Source organism: Streptomyces sp. NPDC058579 (genome assembly GCF_042718575.1).
GTDB lineage: Bacteria > Actinomycetota > Actinomycetes > Streptomycetales > Streptomycetaceae > Streptomyces.
In genome coordinates, this window is sequence record NZ_JBHXPI010000021.1 from 106,482 (window position 1) to 125,496 (window position 19,015).

At 72.0% G+C, this 19,015-nt stretch carries 16 protein-coding genes and 1 pseudogene; 8 read left to right on the forward strand and 9 right to left on the reverse strand.

Annotated elements, in window-relative coordinates; all coding sequences use genetic code 11:
* Nucleotides 1–449 precede the first annotated feature (449 nt).
* The gene (locus tag ACFWRO_RS22990) at nt 450–1,412 is read right to left on the reverse strand and encodes a 2-hydroxyacid dehydrogenase (protein ID WP_384512923.1); all 963 of its coding nucleotides are present in this window, start codon (nt 1,410–1,412) and stop codon (nt 450–452) included.
* Between the two features lie 75 nt (nt 1,413–1,487).
* Here ACFWRO_RS22990 and ACFWRO_RS22995 point away from each other — a divergent pair, with 75 nt between their 5' ends.
* The 3 genes from ACFWRO_RS22995 (at nt 1,488) to ACFWRO_RS23005 (ending at nt 4,030) form a co-directional block, all read left to right on the forward strand.
* The gene (locus tag ACFWRO_RS22995) at nt 1,488–2,489 is read left to right on the forward strand and encodes an aldo/keto reductase (RefSeq protein WP_384512924.1); all 1,002 of its coding nucleotides are present in this window, start codon (nt 1,488–1,490) and stop codon (nt 2,487–2,489) included.
* Nucleotides 2,490–2,659: 170 nt separating this feature from the next.
* Nucleotides 2,660–3,775, forward strand: a complete 1,116-nt coding sequence (locus ACFWRO_RS23000; protein ID WP_384512925.1) for a PQQ-dependent sugar dehydrogenase — start codon at nt 2,660–2,662, stop codon at nt 3,773–3,775.
* A gap of 21 nt (nt 3,776–3,796) precedes the next feature.
* On the forward strand, nt 3,797–4,030 hold the full coding sequence (locus tag ACFWRO_RS23005) for a DUF6191 domain-containing protein (RefSeq protein WP_384512926.1): 234 nt from the start codon (nt 3,797–3,799) through the stop codon (nt 4,028–4,030).
* A 16-nt stretch (nt 4,031–4,046) separates the two neighbouring features.
* On the opposite strand, the gene ACFWRO_RS23010 is transcribed toward ACFWRO_RS23005, so the two are convergent.
* The 5 genes from ACFWRO_RS23010 to ACFWRO_RS23030 form a co-directional block, all read right to left on the reverse strand.
* Entirely contained in the window at nt 4,047–7,076 is a 3,030-nt protein-coding gene (locus ACFWRO_RS23010) for an AAA family ATPase (RefSeq protein WP_384512927.1), read from the reverse strand.
* 33 nt (nt 7,077–7,109) lie between these two features.
* The gene (locus ACFWRO_RS23015; protein ID WP_384512928.1) at nt 7,110–7,295 is read right to left on the reverse strand and encodes a hypothetical protein; all 186 of its coding nucleotides are present in this window, start codon (nt 7,293–7,295) and stop codon (nt 7,110–7,112) included.
* Nucleotides 7,296–7,426: 131 nt separating this feature from the next.
* A complete protein-coding gene (locus tag ACFWRO_RS23020) occupies nt 7,427–7,966 on the reverse strand; it encodes a hypothetical protein (protein ID WP_384512929.1) in 540 nt (179 codons plus the stop codon).
* Nucleotides 7,967–8,001: 35 nt separating this feature from the next.
* Complete coding sequence (locus tag ACFWRO_RS23025; RefSeq protein WP_384512930.1) at nt 8,002–10,248, reverse strand: MMPL family transporter; 2,247 nt, start codon at nt 10,246–10,248, stop codon at nt 8,002–8,004.
* Between the two features lie 191 nt (nt 10,249–10,439).
* Entirely contained in the window at nt 10,440–12,527 is a 2,088-nt protein-coding gene (locus tag ACFWRO_RS23030) for a phosphocholine-specific phospholipase C (RefSeq protein WP_384512931.1), read from the reverse strand.
* 235 nt (nt 12,528–12,762) lie between these two features.
* Here ACFWRO_RS23030 and ACFWRO_RS23035 point away from each other — a divergent pair, with 235 nt between their 5' ends.
* Both ACFWRO_RS23035 and ACFWRO_RS23040 read left to right on the forward strand, forming a co-directional pair.
* Nucleotides 12,763–13,557 (forward strand): MBL fold metallo-hydrolase, encoded by a 795-nt coding sequence (locus tag ACFWRO_RS23035; RefSeq protein WP_384512932.1) that lies wholly within the window; start codon nt 12,763–12,765, stop codon nt 13,555–13,557.
* 141 nt (nt 13,558–13,698) lie between these two features.
* Complete coding sequence (locus ACFWRO_RS23040; protein WP_384512933.1) at nt 13,699–14,778, forward strand: pentapeptide repeat-containing protein; 1,080 nt, start codon at nt 13,699–13,701, stop codon at nt 14,776–14,778.
* Between the two features lie 6 nt (nt 14,779–14,784).
* Here ACFWRO_RS23040 and ACFWRO_RS23045 read toward each other — a convergent pair.
* A pseudogene (locus tag ACFWRO_RS23045) lies at nt 14,785–15,174 on the reverse strand (ATP-binding protein); the annotation flags it as partial.
* Between the two features lie 112 nt (nt 15,175–15,286).
* Between ACFWRO_RS23045 and ACFWRO_RS23050 the strand changes: the two are divergent.
* Together ACFWRO_RS23050 and ACFWRO_RS23055 are read left to right on the forward strand one after the other, a co-directional pair.
* Nucleotides 15,287–16,114, forward strand: a complete 828-nt coding sequence (locus ACFWRO_RS23050) for a helix-turn-helix domain-containing protein (protein WP_384512934.1) — start codon at nt 15,287–15,289, stop codon at nt 16,112–16,114.
* On the forward strand, nt 16,111–16,350 hold the full coding sequence (locus tag ACFWRO_RS23055) for a DUF397 domain-containing protein (RefSeq protein WP_384512935.1): 240 nt from the start codon (nt 16,111–16,113) through the stop codon (nt 16,348–16,350). The genes ACFWRO_RS23050 and ACFWRO_RS23055 overlap by 4 nt, the downstream gene beginning before the upstream one ends.
* Here the strand turns inward: ACFWRO_RS23055 and ACFWRO_RS23060 are convergent.
* Nucleotides 16,347–17,294: an NAD-dependent epimerase/dehydratase family protein gene (locus ACFWRO_RS23060; protein ID WP_384512936.1), complete on the reverse strand. Its 948-nt coding sequence runs from the start codon at nt 17,292–17,294 to the stop codon at nt 16,347–16,349. The genes ACFWRO_RS23055 and ACFWRO_RS23060 overlap by 4 nt on opposite strands.
* Nucleotides 17,295–17,322: 28 nt before the next feature.
* Nucleotides 17,323–18,237, reverse strand: a complete 915-nt coding sequence (locus ACFWRO_RS23065; protein ID WP_384512937.1) for an alpha/beta hydrolase family protein — start codon at nt 18,235–18,237, stop codon at nt 17,323–17,325.
* A gap of 107 nt (nt 18,238–18,344) precedes the next feature.
* Between ACFWRO_RS23065 and ACFWRO_RS23070 the strand changes: the two genes are divergently transcribed.
* On the forward strand, nt 18,345–18,974 hold the full coding sequence (locus tag ACFWRO_RS23070) for a TetR/AcrR family transcriptional regulator (RefSeq protein ID WP_384512938.1): 630 nt from the start codon (nt 18,345–18,347) through the stop codon (nt 18,972–18,974).
* Nucleotides 18,975–19,015: the final 41 nt, after the last annotated feature.

Below are 19,015 nucleotides of genomic sequence, written 5' to 3' on the forward strand. Positions count from 1 at the left end.
CGGCCTTCCGTGCGCGCGGTCACGTGCGGGGGCGGCGCCGGTGTTCCGGTGGTCGTCGGCACGCGCGGGTCCGGTAACGCGATCGGTGCCCGGGTCGGCGTCGGCGCCGCGCCGGTCGGTCTGGGTGGGCAGGGCGGTGGTGCCGCCCGGCCCGCGGAGGCGGGCGCCGTGCGAGGGCGGCCCGGTGTCGTCGTCGCGGGCGAGGGTCGTCGACGGCGGCCCCGCCGCGTCGGATCGTCGGTCCATCGGCCGTACATCACCCGTCGCCCCCCTCGGAATCTGATGACCCGTCACTTTGCTCCCCGGCGTCAGCTCGTACTCGACGCAGTCCCCCGCTTCGGGACGATACACCAGGACCGTCACTCAGGGACAGGGTCGCTGTACTCTCCGTGACGGCCCGGGGGCTCGCGACAGGCGCACCGAGGGGGCGCGTGGGCCCGGGCGCCTGCTCAGGTGGTCAGCACCACGTTGGCCGGCCGCTCCCCCGCCGCGAAGCGGGTGACCTGGGCGGCGATCAGCCGCTTGGCCCGCGGCATGAACGCCGAAGTGGAACCGCCGACATGGGGGCTCACCAGAACACCGGGAGCGTGCCACAACGGGTGGCCCGGCGGCAGGGGTTCGGGGTCGGTCACGTCCAGGGCCGCGGTGATCCGGCCCGACTCGACCTCCTTGAGCAGCGCGGCGGTGTCCACCACCGGACCTCGGGCGACGTTCACCAGAAGGGCGTCGTCCTTCATCCTGGCGAGGAAGCCCGCGTCGACGAGATGCCGGGTGTCGGGCGTGAGCGGAGTGGACAGCACGACCACGTCGGCCTGCGGCAACAGGGCCGGAAGCTCCGCCAGGGGGTGCACGGGACCGCGCTCCGTGGTGCGGGCGGAGCGCGCGACGCGCACCACCCGCGCGCACTCGAACGGAGCGAGCCGGTCCTCGATGGCGGCGCCGATGGATCCGTACCCCACGATCAGTACGGACTTGTCGGCGAGCGCCGGGTAGAAGCCGGCCCGCCACTCCTCCTTGTCCTGACCGCGCACGAAGCCGGGGATGCCGCGCAGCGAGGCGAGGATCAGGGCGAGGGTGAGTTCGGCGGTGCTCGCCTCGTGGACGCCCCTGGCGTTGCACAGGTCGACGCCCGGACCCAACGAGCCGATCCCGGGCGTCACATGGTCCGTTCCGGCCGACAGGGTCTGTACGACACGGACCGAGCTCATCTCGGCGAGCGGCCGGACGGCGATCTCCGTGCCCTTCATGTACGGCACCACGTAGAAGGCGCACCGCGCCGGGTCGGCGGGAAAGTCGGGACCACCGTCCCAGAAGCGGTAGTTCAGCCCCGACGCGCCCGGGTCGGGAAGCCCTTCGATCTCGTCCGCGGGAATCGGAAGCCACACGTCACGGGTCGTCTCATCGAGTGTCATGACCGGGAGGCTATGCGAAGGATCCCGGCCGGCATTGGTTACTTTGGGGGACGGCACAGGGAGGGGTACCGGCAGGTGGAGCGCAGGACTATCGGGGCGGCGGCGCTCGACGTGGGCGCGGTCGGCCTGGGCTGTATGCCGATGAACTGGGCCTACAGCTGCTCGGAGCAGCGCGGGGACCGGTCGCTGCGCACGGTGCACGCGGCGCTCGACGCCGGGGTGAGCCTGCTCGACACCGCCGACATGTACGGACCGTTCACCAACGAGCTGCTGGTGGGGCGGGCGTTGAAGGAGCGCCGGGCGGAGGCGTTCGTCTCGACGAAGTGCGGCCTGCTGGTGGGCGATCAGCACATCGTGGCCAACGGGCGACCCGGGTACGTGCGCCGGGCCTGCCACGCCTCGCTGCGGCGGCTGCAGACGGACGTGATCGATCTCTACCAGCTGCATCGGGCGGACCCGGAGGTCCCGATCGAGGAGACCTGGGGCGCGATGGCTGACCTGGTGTCCGCGGGCAAGGTGCGGGCGCTCGGGTTCTGCGCGGTCGGGGCGCGGGCGACTCGGCGCGGGTCGGCGGCCGATGTGTTCGAGGGAACGATCCGGCAGCTGGAGCGGGTCCAGCAGGTGTTCCCGGTCAGCGCGGTGGAGGCCGAGCTGTCGGTGTGGTCGCGGGAGGCGCTGGCGCGGCTGCTGCCCTGGTGCGAGGCACGGGGTGTGGGGTTTCTGGCCGCGATGCCGCTGGGGAACGGGTTCCTGACCGGGACGCTGACCCCGGGCGGCGGTTTCGAGCCGGAGGACCCGCGGGCCCGGCACCCGCGGTTCACGGCCGAGATGATGGCCGCGAACCAGCCGCTGGTGGCGGGGCTGCGGCGGGTGGCGGCGCGGCACGGGGAGGACGTCACCCCGGCGCAGGTCGCCCTGGCGTGGGCGCTGGCGCAGGGGCCGCACGTGGTGCCGATCCCGGGCGCCAAGCGGGAGCGCTGGGCGGTGGAGAACGCGCGGGCGGCGGAGCTGGCCCTGACGGCCGGGGACCTGGCCGAGATCGCGGGGCTGCCGCGGCCGCGCGGATCGTGGGACTGAGGGCGCGGGCGGAACGCCGCCGGGGAGCGGGACGCCGGGGATCAGGAATCCGGGGAGCGGGAATCCGGCGGGTGGGAACCTGATCGGGCCGAGCGGTGTATCAAGGGTAGTGATCGCCGTTCGAAGGGATCGGGACCGTGGGCCGAGCTTATGTGGGTGCCGTGGGGGCCATGGGGGCCGTGGGAGTCGCCGCCGTTCTGGGGCTGCTGACCGGGTGCGCGTCGGACGAGGACGGGGAAGGGGCCTCGCCTCCCTCCCCTTCCGCGACCGTGTCCGCGTCCTCGTCCGCCTCGGAATCGGGGTCGCGGGGCGCCCCTGGCTCCGTGCGCGTCGCCGGGACGCTGACCGAGGACCTGGAGTCGCCGTGGGGTGTGGCCGCGCTGCCGGACGGTGACCTGCTGGTCGCCTCGCGCGACGAGCGGACGATCACCCGGGTCGACGCGGACACCGGGAGAAAGACGCCGCTCGGAGAGGTGCCGGGGGTGGTTCCCGGCGGCGAGGGCGGGCTGCTGGGCCTCGCCGTGCGGGACGGCATGGTGTACGCGTACTTCACGGCGGAGTCGGACAACCGCATCGTCCGCATGCCGTACGGAGGCGGGGCCGGGGACCGCCTCGGCGCGCCCGAGGTGGTCCTCGCGGGCATCCCGAAGGGGAACGTGCACAACGGCGGGCGGATCGCGTTCGGCCCGGACGGGATGCTGTACGCGGGGACGGGTGAGCGCGGGGAGACGGGGCTCGCGCAGAACCCGGAATCGCTGGGCGGCAAGATCCTGCGCATGACGCCGGAGGGCAGGCCGGCGCCGGGCAATCCGTTCCCGGGCTCGGTGGTCTATTCGATCGGCCACCGCAATGTGCAGGGCCTGGCCTGGGACGGGGACGGGCGGCTGTGGGCGGCGGAGTTCGGCCAGAACACCTGGGACGAGTTGAACCTGATCGAGGCGGGGAAGAACTACGGCTGGCCCAAGGTTGAGGGCGTTGCGAACGTGTCCGACTTCGTGGACCCGGTCGCCCAGTGGAGAACGGACGAGGCCTCGCCGAGCGGCATCGCGTACACCGATGGCGCGATCTGGATGGCTGGGCTGCGCGGCGAGCGCCTCTGGCGAATCCCGGTGTCCGGAGCGGAACGCTCCGGGGACCCCGAGGCGTTCCTCGTTGAGGAGTACGGCCGGCTGCGCACGGTCCTGGCGGCGGGTGACGGTCGGCTGTGGCTGACGACGAGCGAGACGGACACCCGGGGCACGCCCGGGCCCGGCGACGACAAGATCCTCCGGTTGGAGGTGAAATAGGAGGCGGAGACAATGTTCAACATGATGGAAGACCTGTTCGCGCCCGGCCGTCAGCACACCGAGGACGAGCGGCAGCGGCTGGGGCAGACCCGGGAGGACCCGGGCGACGCGGACCCCGCGCGCGGGCCCATCGACCTCAGCTCCGGCGCCGTGCTGATACGCCTGCCGCAGACGGTGACCGTCCGCGACGAGGACGGGGACGGCGACGGCGACGGCGACGGCAGCGGCGGGGACGGCGACGACGAGACTCCCTAGGGCGGGAGCGTCCGGCCTAGTGCGTCGGTTCCAGGAGGCGGAGGCGGTGGGCCAGGGCGGCGGCCTCGCCCCGGCTGGAGACGCCGAGCTTGGCGAGGATGTTGGAGACGTGGACGCTCGCGGTCTTCGGTGAGATGAAGAGTTCCTCGGCGATCTGGCGGTTGGTGCGGCCGGCGGCGACCAGCCGCAGGACGTCCTGCTCCCGGGGGGTCAGGCCGAAGGCGTCGTCGCCCGGCCCCGGTTCCGGGGCGCGGTCCGGGGCGGTCAGCGGGAGGCGGGCGCGGGCGGCCAGGAGCTCGACGTCCTCGCGGAGCGGCTGGGCGCCGAGGCGGACGGCCGTGGCGTGGGCCTCGCGGAGCAGCGCGGCGGCCTCCTCGCGCCGGCCACCCTCGGCCAGGAGGGCGTCGGCGAGGCGGTGCCGGGCGAGGGCCAGGACGTAGGGGCGCTCCAGGGCCTCGTAGGCGGCGACGGTCTCGGTCCAGCGATCGACCGGGTGGCGGCCCTCGGCGCGGTCCAGCTCGGCCGAGGTGTGGCCGGCGTACGCCTCCCAGACGGGCGCCGCGGTCGCCATCTGCCGGGCGGTGCGCCGGAGCAGGGCGAGTGACTCCGCCCGGCCCTCCTCGGCGGCGGGCAGCCCCCGGGCGTCGGCCTCGGCGGTGGCGGCGGCAAGGAGGAGCGGCCAGGCGTCGCGGTGGGTGCCGGGCGGGAACCCGGTCTCCGCGGCGGCGGCGAGTTCGGCCCGGGCCTCGTGGATCCGCCCGCTTCCGGCGGCGATGCTCACGGCCACGTACTGCATCGGGATCGTGTACTGCGGCATCGGGTCGGCCTTGCCGAAGTGCTCGGCGGCATTGGCCAACTGGGTGGCGGCCACGGTCAGTTCACCTCGGGCGACGGCGAGCTGGGCCAGCCGGAGGGCGGCGGAGCCGCGCGGCTTGGAACTCCGTCCGGCGCGCTCCAGCCACTCGCCGTTGCGCTGGGTCTCGTCCCAGAGGCCGAGGGAGAACTGCGACTCGGCCTGGTTGGCGCGGATCCAGCCCTGGCTGTCGAGGAGGCCATGGGCTCCGGCGAGGCGGAGGCCGTCCTCGGTGATGTCGAGGGCCTCACGGGAGCGGCCGAGGCTCTCCAGGCTGGACGAGAGGTTGACGTGGGTGCGGGAACACTCGTGATAGAGGCCGAGGGCGAGGGTGCGGTCGCGCACCTCGTGCATCGAGGCGAGCCCTTCCTCCAGGGAGCCGGCCGCGACCTGCAGCGTGCCGAGGGTGCCCCGGGCGCCGAGTTCGATGGCCTCGGCCTTGACCAACCGGGCGTATTCGACGGCACGTTCGGCGGCGGCGAGGCTCTCGGGACCGGGCCGGTGGAGCATGCCCCAGCCTGCTGCCACGGTGAGCACGACGGCGTGGACGGCGGACGGCGACAGCCCCTTGACGAGATTCTGGGCGGTGGCGATCTCGGCCCAGCCGTCGGACCGTCCGAGGCTCGACATGATGCGGGAGCGCTCGGTCCAGAACCAGGCGCTCCGCAGCGGGTCGCGGTCCTCGCCCTCCTCTTCGAGGAGCCGCAGCGCCATCTTGCCGATCTTCAGGGCGCGTTCGCGTTCCCCGGAGAAGCGGGCGGCGATGGCGGCCTCGGCGAGGAGGTCGAGGTAGCGCAGTGGGGTGGTCGCCGGGTCGCAGCCGCACGCGGGGTAGGCCTCGACGTAGTCGATGGGCCGCAGCGAGTCGCGGACCTCGGCGGGGACCTCGTCCCACAGCTCCATGGCCCGTTCGAGGAGGCTCAATTGCTCGGCGTGGGCATAGCGCTTGCGGGTCTCCACGGAGGCGCGGAGCACGGCGGGCAGCGCCTTGGCGGGGTCGTGGGCGTGGTACCAGTACGTGGCGACCCTGGTCACGCGCTCGTCGGCGCGGACGAGGGTGGGGTCGGCCTCCAGCGCCTCGGCGTAGCGCCGGTTGAGCCGGGAGCGTTCGCCGGGCAGCAGGTCGTCGCTGACGGCCTCGCGGACCAGGGAGTGCCGGAAGCGGTAGCCGTCGCCGTCGGGGACGGCGAGCAGGATGTTGGCGCCGACGGCGGCCCTGAGCGCCTCGATCAGGTCGTCCTCGGAGAGCCGTGCGACGGCGGCGAGCAGCGCGTACTCGACGGTGGAGCCGCCCTCGGCGACGGTCCGGGCGACCCGCTGGGCGTCCTCGGGCAGCGTCTCGACGCGGACGAGCAGCAGGTCGCGCAGGGAGTCGCTGAGGGAGCCGACGGCGCAGCCGGCCTCGTGGGAGACGACGAGCTCCTCGACGAAGAAGGCGTTGCCGTCGGAGCGGTCGAAGACCTCGTCGACGAGTCCGGCGTCCGGTTCGGCGGCCAGGATGCCGGTGAGCTGGCGGCGCACCTCGGCGCGGGTGAAGCGGGCGAGTTCGATGCGGCGGATGGTCCGCAGCCGGTCGAGTTCGGCCAGCAGGGGGCGCATCGGGTGGCGGCGGTGGATGTCGTCGGAGCGGTAGGTGGCGACGACCACGATCCGGCCCCGGCGCAGCGTGCGCAGGAGGTACGAGAGGAGGTGCCGGGTGGACGCGTCGGCCCAGTGCAGGTCCTCCAGGACGAGCACGATCGTCCGGTCGTCGGCCAGGCGCTCCAGGAGCCGTACGGTCAGCTCGAAGAGGCGCGCGGTGGAGTCCTCGTGGGACGGCTCGTGGCTGCCGACGTCGCCCAGCTCGGGCAGGAGCCGGGCGAGTTCGCCCTCCTGCCCGGCGGCCGCGGCGGCCAGTTCGTCCGGGAGGCGGCGGCTGAGCGAGCGCAGGGCCGTGGAGAAGGGCGCGAACGGCAGCCCGTCCGCGCCGACCTCGACACAGCCTCCGACGGCGACGTACGCGCCCCGCTCGCAGGCCGCCGCCACGAACTCCTCGATGAGCCGTGTCTTGCCGACGCCCGCCTCGCCGCCGACGAGCAGCGCCTGGGGCTCGCCGTCGGTGGCGCGGACGAGGGCGTCGGTCAGGGCGGCTATCTCACCGGCCCTGCCGACGAACACGGGACTGACTGACCTGGTCTCCACGGCGCCGAGCATCGCACAGCCGTCCGGGTTGGCACCCACAAGGGGTCACGCGGCCCGGGCGAAACGGTCCCGCGCCTCTCCCACCCGCCCCTCGGATTCTTGGTCGCCGGATCGGGCGGCGGCGGCCTTCGCGGCCCGCCGCGCCGTGACGGCCTGACGGGTCAGGCGCTGGGCGGCGGCCTCACGGACGAGCTCGGCGTGGTGCAGGCGGTTCAGTTCGTACGCGAACATCTCGTTCTCCCCTGGTGTCGGTATCGCTCCTTGCGATGCCTCTACTCTCGTCGCCCAGGGGGTGCGGCCACATCGGGCGAGTGCCGCATGTTCGGGGTACGGGGGTCCTTAGGCCGGCCCTAGGGGGTGCCTTAGGGCGCGGTCGGCGCGGTCGGGAGACTCAGGAACAGGTCGAAGTACATCCCCGCCGACAGGAACATGCCGATGCCGCCCAGGACCGCGCCGGCGACGGCCACCGCACCGACCCACGCGGGCCGCCGGGGGCGGGTGAGGACGAGTACGGCGACGATGAGGCCGAGGAAGGCGAAGACCCCGTTGACGAGGGCGGTGGCGTGCCAGGCGTCGGCGTAGATCTCGTTGATCTGCTGGGCGGCGGTGCCGCCCTGGGCCTTGATCTGGCCGATGAGCGTCTCGCGCTCGCTGCTGACCTTGCCCACCCAGGTGCCGGTGAGGGCGGCGAGCCCGAGCCCGGCGGAGACGACGGCGGCGGCGCCCGCGCCGATCCCGTCACCGGCGGGGGCGACGGGAATCTCCTCGCTGTCGTCGTCGAGGTCCTCGTCGAGCTCGTCCTCGACCAGCTCAGGCTCAGCCGTCTCAGCCTTCTCAGCCGTCTCGTCGGCCTCGGTGGTCTCCGCGGGCTCGGTGGTCGTCTTCTCCGTCTTGATAGTCATACGCCGCACGCTAGGTGCCGCGTATGAGAAGTGTCTTAAGACGCCTTCTCGTCCACCGCGTCCACCGTCACACGCTGCGCGGGGATCGTGGCACCCGCCACCTCCGCGTCCCGCGCGTCGGCGGCGGCCCTGCTCTCGGGCGGCTCGATGCTGATGCGGGGCATGCGGCGGTCGAGCCAGCGCGGCAGCCACCAGTTGGCGCCGCCGAGCATGTGCATGAGGGCCGGTACGAGCAGGGTCCGCAGGACGAAGGCGTCCAGGGCGACGGCCGCCGCGAGGGCGATGCCGAACATCGCGACGACCCGGTCGCCGGAGAGCACGAAGGCGAGGAAGACGGAGATCATGATGACCGCCGCCGAGTTGATCACACGGCTGGTCTCGGCGAGCCCGACCCGGACCGCCCGCCGGTTGTCGCCGGTCTCCAGCCACTCCTCGTACATCCGGCTGACCAGGAAGACCTGGTAGTCCATGGAGAGCCCGAAGAGCACGGACACCATGATCACCGGTAGGAAGGGCTCGATCGGGCCCGCGCTGCCGAGCCCGAGCAGCTCGCTCCCCCAGCCCCACTGGAAGATCGCGACGACGACCCCGAAGGCCGAGGCGACGGCCGCCACGTTCATCAGCGCGGCCTTCAGCGGGATGCCGATCGAGCGGAAGGCGACCAGGAGCAGCAGACAGCCGAGCGCGATGACGACGCCCACGAAGAGCGGCAGCTTGCCGACGATGATCTCGGCGAAGTCGTCGTACGAGGCGGTCACGCCGCCCACGTGCACGTCGAGCGACGTGCCGCGCTCGGCCGTGGGCAGGACGTCCGTGCGCAGCCGGTCGACCAGCTCGCTGGTGGCCTTCGACTGCGGCGAGGAGTCCGGTACGACGGTCAGGACGGCGGTGTCACCGGCGCTGTTGTACGTGACGGGGGAGACCGACTCGACGCCCTTGGTGTTCGCGAGCGCGGCCGGCAGCTCGCCGAGCGCGACGCGGTCGTCGGCGCCGTCGATCTGGGCGACGAGGGTGAGCGGCCCGTTGACGCCGGGCCCGAAGCCGTCGGCGAGCAGGTCGTAGGCCTGTCGGGTGGTCGAGGTGGCCGGGCCGTTGCCCTGGTCGGAGGTGCCGAGGTGGAGAGAGAAGGTCGGCAGGGCGAGGACGGCCATGACGGCGACGGCGACCACGCCGAGCAGCTTGGGGTGGCGCTCCACGAAGGCGGACCAGCGGGCGGCGAAGCCGGTCGGCAGCTCGGGCTGCGGCCCGTGCTCGGCCAGCTGCCGCCGCTCGCGGCGCGAGAGCGCCCACATGCCGATCAGGGAGAGCAGTGCGGGCAGCAGGGTGACGGACGCGGCGACCGTGAGGACGACGGTCAGCGAGGCGGCGATGGCGACGCCGTTGAGGAAGCTGAGGCGCAGGATCAGCATGCCGAGCAGCGCGATGCAGACGGTCGCCCCGGCGAAGACGACGGCACGGCCCGTGGTCGCGACGGCGATCTCCGCGGATTCGGCGACCGAGAGCCCGCGTTTGAGGCCCTTGCGGTGGCGCGTGACGATGAAGAGCGCGTAGTCGATGCCGACGCCGAGGCCGACGAGCATGCCCAGCATCGGGGCGAAGTCGGCCACGGTCATCACATGGCCGAGGAGCGCGATCCCGGAGTACGCGATGCCGACGCTGACGAGCGCGGTGGCGATGGGGAGCGCGGAGGCGGCGAGCGAGCCGAAGGCGAGGAAGAGCACGACGGCCGCGACGGCGACGCCGACGGCCTCGGCGACATGGCCGCCGGAGGCCTCGGTGAGGGCGACGGCGCTGCCGCCGAGCTCGACCTGCAGGTTCTCGCCCCCGGCGGAGCGGGCGGTGTCGACGAGGGCCTGGGCCTGGGACTTCGGGATGTCGTCGGCCTGCTCGTGGAAGGTGACGGCCGCGTAGGCGGTGTGCCCGTCCTCGCTGATCTGTGCCTGGGCGGCGGGCCCGGGGCCGTACGGGGAGGCCACGGAGGCGATGCCGGGGAGTTCGGCGACCTCGTCGAGCGCCTCGGTCATGCGCTGCTCGACGCCGGCGGCCCGGACGGTGCCCTTGTCGGTGTGCCACACGATGGTGTTGCCGTCGCCGCCGCTGCCGGGGAAGCCCTTTTCGAGGAGGGCGGTGGCGCGGCCGGACTCGGTGCCGGGGACCTCGTAGTCGTTGGAGTACGCGGAGCCGGCGACCGACGCTCCGGCGACAGCGCCGCCGAGAGCGACGAGCCAGAGCAGGACGGCGACGAGGCGGTGCTTGATGCACCACCGTGCGATGGCTGCCAAAGGACGTACTCCCTGGTGGTGGTTCGTGGATCTTTGCCGGGGAACAGCCCGAAAAGAACACATGACCTAGATGAGGCCACTGTCGCAGCCCAATAAGATCAAATGCCCCATTCGTGTCGATACTCACAGCTCCGCGCGGAGGCTCGGGCCTTTGGACCCGGGCCCCGCGCGGACGCCGCGTACGAGGGGTGTCAGCCGGAGACGCTGGCCCGTCCGTTCTCGATGTGTCCCATGAGCCGTCGGCGGAAGCCGCCCGGGGCGGTCACCTCGACGTCGTACCAGCCGTGCGCGTCGGCGGCCGAGTGCACGAGGGTACGGCTGCGGCCGGGCTTCACCGTGACCGTACGGCTCCAGTCGCGCAGGTCGCCGAGGTCCTCGGGGTCCACGTAGCCGAGCGGGCGGACGGTGAAGGAGACCGGCGCGGAGCCCGTGTTCCGTACGGTGAGATGCAGGTCGCGGTCATGGTGGTCGATGTGCGAGGCGAGCTCGGCGCCGCCCGCCGCCGGGCCCTCGAACTCGCGGCGGAAGCCGTTCGGGCCGGTGATCGTGAACCGGTAATGATCACGCGTAAGGGGTACCGCCCACTGTGCCGTGCCCCTTACATCGCGGTGCTGGGGGACGGTGAACTCGCCGGCGTACGGGTACAGCGCGAAGTGCGCGGAGCCCTTCCCGGAGTTCTTGAGGTCGACGGTGATCCCGCCGGCGCCGACCCGCGCCTCGGCGTCCGGCTGGTACGGCAGCGGCCGGGCGGGGCGGCTGCCCGGCTCCTGGACCGGCATCGTCTGGACCAGCGGGGGCTGCGGCCGCCAGCGGCCGGAGAACGGCGGGATCGGTCCGGGCTCCGCCACGTCGGGCTGCCGGTGGGTGCGCCGGAAGTCGAAGGCGGAGGTCAGGTCGCCGACGGCGGCCCGCCGCCACGGGGTGATGTTGGGCTCCTTGATGCCGGTGAGCTTCTCCAGGAAGCGGATCACCGAGGTGTGGTCGAAGGTCTCGGAGCAGACGTAGCCGCCGAGCGACCAGGGCGAGACAACGAGCATCGGGACGCGGATGCCGAGGCCGGTGGGCAGGCCCTTCCAGCGCTCGTCCGTGTTGTCGGCGGGCGGGACGGGCGGCGGCACGTGATCGAAGAAGCCGTCGTTCTCGTCGTAGTTGATCAGCACGACGGTGTGGCGCCAGACGTCCGGGTGCGCGCCGAGGGCGTCGAGCACCTTGTAGACGAGGGAGGCGGAGGCGATCGGCGAGGAGGAGCCGGGGTGCTCGGAGTCGATCGCGGACGGCACGAGGTACGAGACCTCCGGCAGCGTCCCCGCGGCGACGTCGGCGCGGAAGGCGTCGGCGAGCTTCCCGGTCTCGACCCGGCGAAGCCCGCGCTCGAAGAGCGAGCGCTCGGCGGCGCCGAGCGTGGCGACACCGTCCTCCAGAGCGGCGAGCAGCCGAGTCCGCTCGGTCACGTCCTCTGTATCGCGGACGGCGGCGTAGAAGGACTCCATGAAGGTGTGCCCGCCGGTCGGGGCGAGGGCCTTGCGGGCGATCTTCTTGAAGGAGGTGAAGAACTCGATGTTGTTGTCGGTGAAGTTCTCCCACTCCGTGTACGTCTTCCAGCTCCGCCCGGCCGTTTCGAGGCGCTCGGCGTAGGTGGGCCAGGAGTAGCCGGGGTGGGTGCCCTCGGCGTACGCGGCGTTGGTGACGGCACGGCTGCCGTCGGCCTCGTAGCCGGTCCAGCCGGACCACAGGTGGTTGCGGTTGGGGCTCGTCGAGGTGTGGGTGGACGAGTGGTAGGCGTCGCAGATGGTGAAGGTGTCCGCGAGCTCGTAGTGGAGCGGGATGTCCTGGCGGTCGTAGTACGCCATCGTGGCGGCGGTCTTGGCGGAGACCCAGCCGTCCATCCAGCCCTCGTGCCAGGCCTTGGCGCCGCCGCTCCAGGAGTGGTCGAGGTCGCCGATGTACTGGAGGTCCTTCGCCTGCGTCGCGGCGGCGCCCCGGATCGGGAACGGCAGCACGGTCCGTCCGAGGGCGGCGGGCTGCTCGAAGACGGGCTTGCCGGAGGGCAGTTCGATCGCGTTGCGGTCGCCGAAGCCGCGGACCCCGCGGAGGGTGCCGAAGTAGTGATCGAAGGAACGGTTCTCCTGCATGAGGATCACCACGTGCCGCACGGCCGACATGCCCCCGGCCGGCGGCCCCGCGGCGATCGCCTCCTGGAGCGACGGCGGGAGCAGCGAGCCGGCAGCCGCGGCGCCGAGCGCGCCTCCGCCCAGGGCGAGCACCTTGCGGCGGGACATCCGGGACTTCTCGGGGGACAAGACCGACCTCCAGTCGACGGCCAATGGTTCGTCATCGAGCCATTGGGTGGTACCTGGGGGACGGTAGTGAGGCCGGGTGACGGAGAGAAGACCTGACGCCGACGCGACGAAGAACGTCCAAATACCGGTCACGAGAAGTCCGACAGCGACCGCACCCGGCCCAGCGCGCGGTCACCACCGTGGCGCTGTGGATCACGCGTTCTAGGATCCCGGGATGACTGATGAGCTGCGCCTGACGGTCCTCGGCTCCGCGACGCCGTACCCGAGCGTCTACAACCCGTGCTCGGGCTACCTGGTGTCAACCGGTGACACCCGGATCTGGGTGGACGCGGGCACCGGCACGCTCGGCCCGCTCCAGCGGCACGTACGACTGGACGAACTCGACGCCATCTGGATCTCCCACCTGCACGCCGACCACAGCGCGGACCTGCTCACCGCGTACTACGGCCTCCTGTACGCGGACATCCGCCTGTCTGCACCGATCCCGCTCTACGGCCCGCCGGGCATCGCCGACCGGCTGGCCGGATTCCTCACCAACACGGCCGACCGCAGCCCGGTCGAATCCGCCTTCGCCGTGACCGAGTTGTACGACGGACACCGGGCCGACGTCGGCTCGCTTCGGCTGACCAGCCGGGCGGTGGCGCACGGCATCCCGGCGTTCGCCCTCCGCGTCGAGGGAGCGGGAGGGGCACTGGTGTACTCCGGCGACACCGCACCGTGCCCGAGCCTGACGGAGTTGGCCGAGGGCTGCGACGCGTTGCTGTGCGAGGCGGAGAGCACGCAGCCGCCGGCCGGGGGCGAGCAGGTGCACCACACACCGGAGGACACCGGCGACACGGCCCGCGCGGCCGGGGCGGGCCGGCTGATCGTCACGCACGTCGGCCGGTTCCTCACCCCGGAGGAGGCGGTGACCCGCGCCTCGACCCGCTTCGACGGCCCGGTCGATTACGCGTCCCCCGGCGCCGCGTTCACCCTGCGGACGCTCCGTCAGCGTGGCGGAACGCCCTGACACCTGGGGTTGGTGTGCCATGACCGGGTGCGGAGGAAACTTGATCTGAGGCGGCTCCGACTGGTCGCGCACCGCCGCGCGGCCAGGGGGCCGCAGGCGGGAAGCGACCGGCGGAGTACGGGGCGGGCGCCGTGGTGGACCGTGGCCGTCTCGGCCCTGCCGGGACTGGCCGCGCTGATCGCCGTCCTGTTCACCTGGCTGCAGGTGGGTCAGGCCGGCAAGGAACTCCGGATCTCCGAGCAGGGCCAGATCACCGGCCGGTTCAACGCCGCGATCGACAACCTCGGTGCGCCGTCCCTGCATGTGCGCCTGGGCGGCATCTACGCGCTGGGCCGCATCGCGCAGGACTCCCCGCGCGACGAACCCGCCGTCACCTCCGTACTCTCCGCGTACGTCCGCGACCGGGCACCCGCCACCCGCAAGCCACCCGCACGGCCGGACGAGACACCCACACCGCCCGCCGACGTGAACGCGGTACTCACCGTGCTCGCCAACCGCACCCGCGAGGAGGACCTCCCCATCACGGACCTGCACGAGGTGGACCTGCGCGGAGTCTCGACCGGCACACTGCCCCTCTTCGGCAAAGACCAGCTGGCCCTACGGAACTTCCGCAACGCGGACCTGACCGGCTCCGACCTGCGCGGGGCGAACCTCTCCCTCTTCGACCTGCGCGGGGCGTTCCTGGAGGACGCCGATCTGGCAGAGGCGAGCGTGGTCGAGTCCGACCTGACCCAAGCCATCCTCAACTCGGCGAACTTCAGGGACGCGACCCTCGTCGGCTCGAACTTCACGGCCGCCTCCCTGAACCTCGCCGACCTCCGGGCCGCGATCCTGAGCAAGGACGCCCAGAACACGGCCAGCGAGCGGAACGCCGACCTGACCGGCGCCCAGCTCACGGAAGCGAACCTGACCGGCGCGGACCTCCGTGGCGTCAGCCTGCGCGGGGCGTTGCTCGCCGGAACGAACCTGACCCGCGCGAACCTCGCCGGGGCCGTCCTGCGGGACGCGGACCTGAGCACCGCGAGCGACTGGTCCGACACCCCCGCCACGCTGACGGGGACCGACCTCCGCCGGGCCGACCTGCGCGGCGCGGACCTGCGGTACGTGGACTTCGGCAGCGCCGACCTCCGTGGCGCCGACCTGCGCGGGGCGAAGCTCGCCGGGGCGAAGCTGGCGGGAGCAAAGGTCGACGCCACGACCCGTGGCCTTCCCACGCCGTAGTCCGTCCCACTCGCACCAGACGACCTTGCCGGGGCTCCGCTCCCCCACACCCCAACGGTCGGCCAGCGCCGCGACGAGGAGCAGCCCCCGCCCGGACTCGCCGAGGTCGGGCTCCCGTACGGCCGGAGTGCCGTCGCCGCTGTCGTGGACCTCGATGCGGAGAGTGGAGAGGTCAGGGTCGTTGAGGGCGAGGTGGAGGGCGTAACCACGGCCGGGTGGGACGCCGTGGAGAAGGGCGTTGGTGGCGAGCTCGCTCACGCACAGAAGTACGTCATCCGCACGGGCGTCCACGCCCCATTCGGCCAGAACGGTGCGCGTGAAGGCGCGTGCCAGCGGGACAGATCGGCGCTCACGACGGAAGAACGCCTGGTGGTGGACGGTGAGTTGGTCGGTCATGACGCCACGATGGCGACTCACGCCTCATGCGCCCCAGGGAGGGAACCCGTACAAATTCTTTGTACGGGAGTGAAAGGCGTCGCGTACGCACAGGGCGGGGAAAGCAGTGCCCATGCAGCCAGGAAAGAAGTCGAAGAAGAAGGTCCCTTCGTGGGAGGTCGTCGGCGCGCTCGTCGGCCTCTACCGGCAACACACGGGCCTGACACAGCCCGAACTCGCCTCACAGGTGTGCATCAGCCTGGAGACGCTTGGTTCGATCGAGCAGGGCCGCCGGCCGCTGCGCCTGAAGCTCGCGGAGGAGATGGACGAACTCCTCGGCACGAAGGGAGCGTTGACGGCGGCGGTGGGGAAGGTGCCGCAGCGGGAGCGGTATCCGGCGTTCGCGCAGGAGTTCATCGACCTGGAGGCGCTGGCGCTGTCCATTCACTCGTACGAGAATCAGGTCGTGCCGGGCCTGCTCCAGACGCCCGAGTACGCCCGAGCGGTCTTCGACTGCCTCTATCCGCCCATCACCGAGCAGGAGGCCGAAGAGCGGCTGCTCGGCCGGATCGACCGGCATCGCATCTTCGAGCGCCAGCCGTGGCCTCCGATGATGACCTTCCTCCTCGACGAATCCATCCTTGAGAAGCCCATCGGCGGGAAGGACGTGTTGCGCGAGCAGATTCGACATCTGCGGGCCATGGCCGACCTGGCCTTCCTCGCGATCCAGGTGATTCCGAAGAATCGCACCACTCACGCGGGGCTCGCGGGCCCCATGGTGCTGCTGGAGACGCCCGAACATCAGCACCTCGCCTACGTCGAAGGGCAGCGGGTCAGCTTCCTCATCGATGACCCGGACGAGGTCGCGATCCTTCAGCTGAAGTATGGAATGCTGCGATCACAGGCCCTCACGCCAGAGGAAACCAAGGGCCTGCTGGATCGTCTGGCAGGAGAGACATGAGCGCAGCAGAGCTTTCGTGGTTCAAGTCCAGCTACAGCGGGAGTGAAGGCGGCAACTGCCTCGAAGTCGCGTACAACTGGCGTAAGTCGAGCTACAGCAGCGACGAAGGCGGTAACTGCGTCGAGGTTGCCGCCCACCCCGCCGCCATCCACGTCCGCGACTCCAAGCTCGCCGAGGGCAGCCCCGTCTTCTCCGTCTCCCCCACCGCCTGGGCCGACTTCGCGGGTCAGTTCTAGTTCTCGTTGCCCGCGCGTAGCCACGCGATGTAGTCGCCGGCCGCGCGCTCGGTGTCGTACTCCGCCTGGTAGCCGGTGTCTGCCGTCAGGCGGCTGATGTCGAGGACCAGGTGGGGCGCGGCGCCTCCCGTGGGGAGGTCCACCTTGGCGTCGGGGACCGTCCTTCTGATCGCCTCGGCGAGTTGGGCATTGGTCGTGGACTTGCCCGAACCGACGTTGTACGTGCGGTGGTTCAAGCGGTCCGCGCGCTGGAGGAGAGCTATCGCCCGCCCGGTGTCCTTCACGTAGGTGAGGTCGAGGCCGTCCTCGGCGAAGGCCGGGCCCATCATGTGCGAGAGGTCCAGGGCCGTGCCGCGGGCCGCCGCGTGGATGAGCGCGGGTGCCGCGAAGAACGGATCCGGATGGCCCAGCGGGCCCCAGGTGCCGGAGATCCGGTAGTTGACGATGTCGATGCCCGTGGTGTCCGCGAGGTATCCGGCCAGCAGTTCGCCGACCTTCTTGAAGGTCGGGATCGAGACGGACGCGCTCATCGACAGCGTGGCGTCCTCACGCAGGGGTCCGCTGCCCTCCGCGCCGAAGTAGACCCCGATCGTGCTGGCCACGCCCAGCCGCCGTACGCCCCACTCCTGCGCCGCCCGCACGATGTTCAGCAGCCCGCCGAGTGCCGTGCGCGTCGCCTCGACCGGGGCCTCGGGGGCCGGGGCCCAGGGGTACGAGCCCGCCAGGTGCACGATGTCCGTGATGGCGTGGCGGCGGCCGATCGCGAGCAGGGCGTCCAGGTCGGTGACGTCGGCCTGTTCCACCACCACCCGCGCGTCCGCGAGAACGGCCGGGAGTTCGCGGGCTCGGCGCTGGACCACCACGCACTCCTCGCCCATGTCGAGCAGGGCGCGCACGGTGTGGGATCCGATGAAGCCGAGTCCTCCGGTGACGAGGATCATCATGTGTCCTTTCGCGTCGCGGAACTTGCCGCTACTTGCTCCGCAAGGTCCCCAGCGCGCTGGGGTCCTCCTCCAGCGCCGTGACCGCCGCCTTCCACCCCGCGTCCTCGCCGCTGAGGGCGCCCCGGAGGTAGGCCGTCGTGAGCCGCTGGATCAGGGCCACGCGCGCGGGGTTCTCGTCGGTCGTCTCGGCGACCTCGTAGCCGGATATGCCGCCGAGCGAGTGCTCCGCACCGAACAGCGTGAGCAGGCTCTTGGGCCCCGGGCTGTACGTGTACGGGTCGGTGAACCAGTCCGGTCCGCGGGTGGACAGGTGGGACTGGTCCTTGTCACCGGCGACGACCAGGGCCGGCGTGGTCATGGTGGTGAACGACGGCCTCATGAAGGGGAAATGCTCCGCCGCCCACGGGGTCAGGTCGTCGCCCAGGCCCGTCGCCGCGAGCAGCACACCCGCCTTGACCCGGGGGTCGGACAAGTCCTCCCCCGGTACGCCGTCGGCGTCGAGGACGCGCGCGCCCAGGAGCGTGCTCACCGTCTGAGCACCCCAGGAGTGGCCCGCCACCGCCACGCGCTCGTGGTCGACGCGTCCCGCCAGGCCCGGGACGGCGGCCTCCAGCGCGTCGAGGCCGTCCAGCACCCGCGTGAGGTCCTCGACACGGATGCGCCAGATCAGCGGTGTACGGGGGTCCTCGGCCGGGATGCCGAGTGTCCGGGAATCTAGGTGCGTCGGCTGGACGACCACGAAGCCGTGCGCCGCCCAGTGATCCGCCAGCGGTGCGTAGCCGTCCATCGACGAGCCGAAGCCGTGCGAGAGGACGACGACCGGCAGGTCTCGACCCGTCGCGGGGGCGGACACGCGGACCTGGAGGTCCTCGCCCCGGCCCCTCGATGCGGGCAAGAGCACCGGCTTCGCCGATACCACCGTGGTCGTCGATGTTTCGGACATGGAGGTGCCTCCGTAGTCGGTACCATGAATGAAACGGAACGTCGCTCCGTTAACGATACGGAACACTGTTCCGCTTCGCAAGACCCACCCACGGAAGGAGTGCCGCGGTGACCGACAACGGCCAGGGCCAGACCCAAGCCCCGGGAAGCAGCGCCAGGTCCAAGCGCAAGGACGCCCAGCGCAACCAGCAGACCCTGCTGGAGGCGGCGGCCGCGGCCTTCGTCGCCTCGGGCGTCGACGCGCCCGTCCGCGACATCGCGGCCCGCGCGGGCGTCGGGATGGGCACGATCTACCGGCACTTCCCCACCCGCGCCGATCTCGTCATCGCCGTCTACCGCCACCAGGTCGACGCCTGCGCCGAAGCCGGCCCCGACCTGCTGGCCGGCAGCCCGACACCCCACGCCGCCCTGGCGCGGTGGGTCGACCAGTTCGTGGACTTCCTGGTCACCAAGCACGGCCTGGCCGCCGCCATGCAGGGCGACGGCCCCGGCTTCGAGGCCCTGCACGCCTACTTCCTCGAGCGGCTCGTGCCGGTGTGCACCCAGCTCCTCGACGCCGCCGTCGCCTCCGGCGAGATCCCCGCCGACCTCCACCTCGACGCGTACCAACTCATGCGCGGCATCGGCAACCTCTGCATCGGCGCCGAGAGCGACCCCCGCTACGACGCCCGCCGCCTCGTCGCCCTCCTCATCGCGGGGCTGCGGCAGCCGCACGACCAAGAATCCAGAACCAGGTAGGCGGAAACGCAAAAGGCGGCGCCCCGGGTCCCATTGGACCC

Bases quoted from the DNA above. Each gene is read 5' to 3' on its own strand.
- ACFWRO_RS23055 (WP_384512935.1), top strand. From the start codon at position 16,111: ATGAGCGCAGCAGAGCTTTCGTGGTTCAAGTCCAGCTACAGCGGGAGT.
- ACFWRO_RS22990 (WP_384512923.1), bottom strand. From the start codon at position 1,412: ATGACACTCGATGAGACGACCCGTGACGTGTGGCTTCCGATTCCCGCG.
- ACFWRO_RS23020 (WP_384512929.1), bottom strand. From the start codon at position 7,966: ATGACTATCAAGACGGAGAAGACGACCACCGAGCCCGCGGAGACCACC.
- ACFWRO_RS23030 (WP_384512931.1), bottom strand. From the start codon at position 12,527: ATGTCCCGCCGCAAGGTGCTCGCCCTGGGCGGAGGCGCGCTCGGCGCC.
- ACFWRO_RS23035 (WP_384512932.1), top strand. From the start codon at position 12,763: ATGACTGATGAGCTGCGCCTGACGGTCCTCGGCTCCGCGACGCCGTAC.
- ACFWRO_RS23005 (WP_384512926.1), top strand. From the start codon at position 3,797: ATGATGGAAGACCTGTTCGCGCCCGGCCGTCAGCACACCGAGGACGAG.
- ACFWRO_RS23010 (WP_384512927.1), bottom strand. From the start codon at position 7,076: ATGCTCGGCGCCGTGGAGACCAGGTCAGTCAGTCCCGTGTTCGTCGGC.
- ACFWRO_RS23015 (WP_384512928.1), bottom strand. From the start codon at position 7,295: ATGTTCGCGTACGAACTGAACCGCCTGCACCACGCCGAGCTCGTCCGT.
- ACFWRO_RS23060 (WP_384512936.1), bottom strand. From the start codon at position 17,294: ATGATGATCCTCGTCACCGGAGGACTCGGCTTCATCGGATCCCACACC.
- ACFWRO_RS23000 (WP_384512925.1), top strand. From the start codon at position 2,660: ATGGGGGCCGTGGGAGTCGCCGCCGTTCTGGGGCTGCTGACCGGGTGC.
- ACFWRO_RS23065 (WP_384512937.1), bottom strand. From the start codon at position 18,237: ATGTCCGAAACATCGACGACCACGGTGGTATCGGCGAAGCCGGTGCTC.
- ACFWRO_RS23050 (WP_384512934.1), top strand. From the start codon at position 15,287: ATGCAGCCAGGAAAGAAGTCGAAGAAGAAGGTCCCTTCGTGGGAGGTC.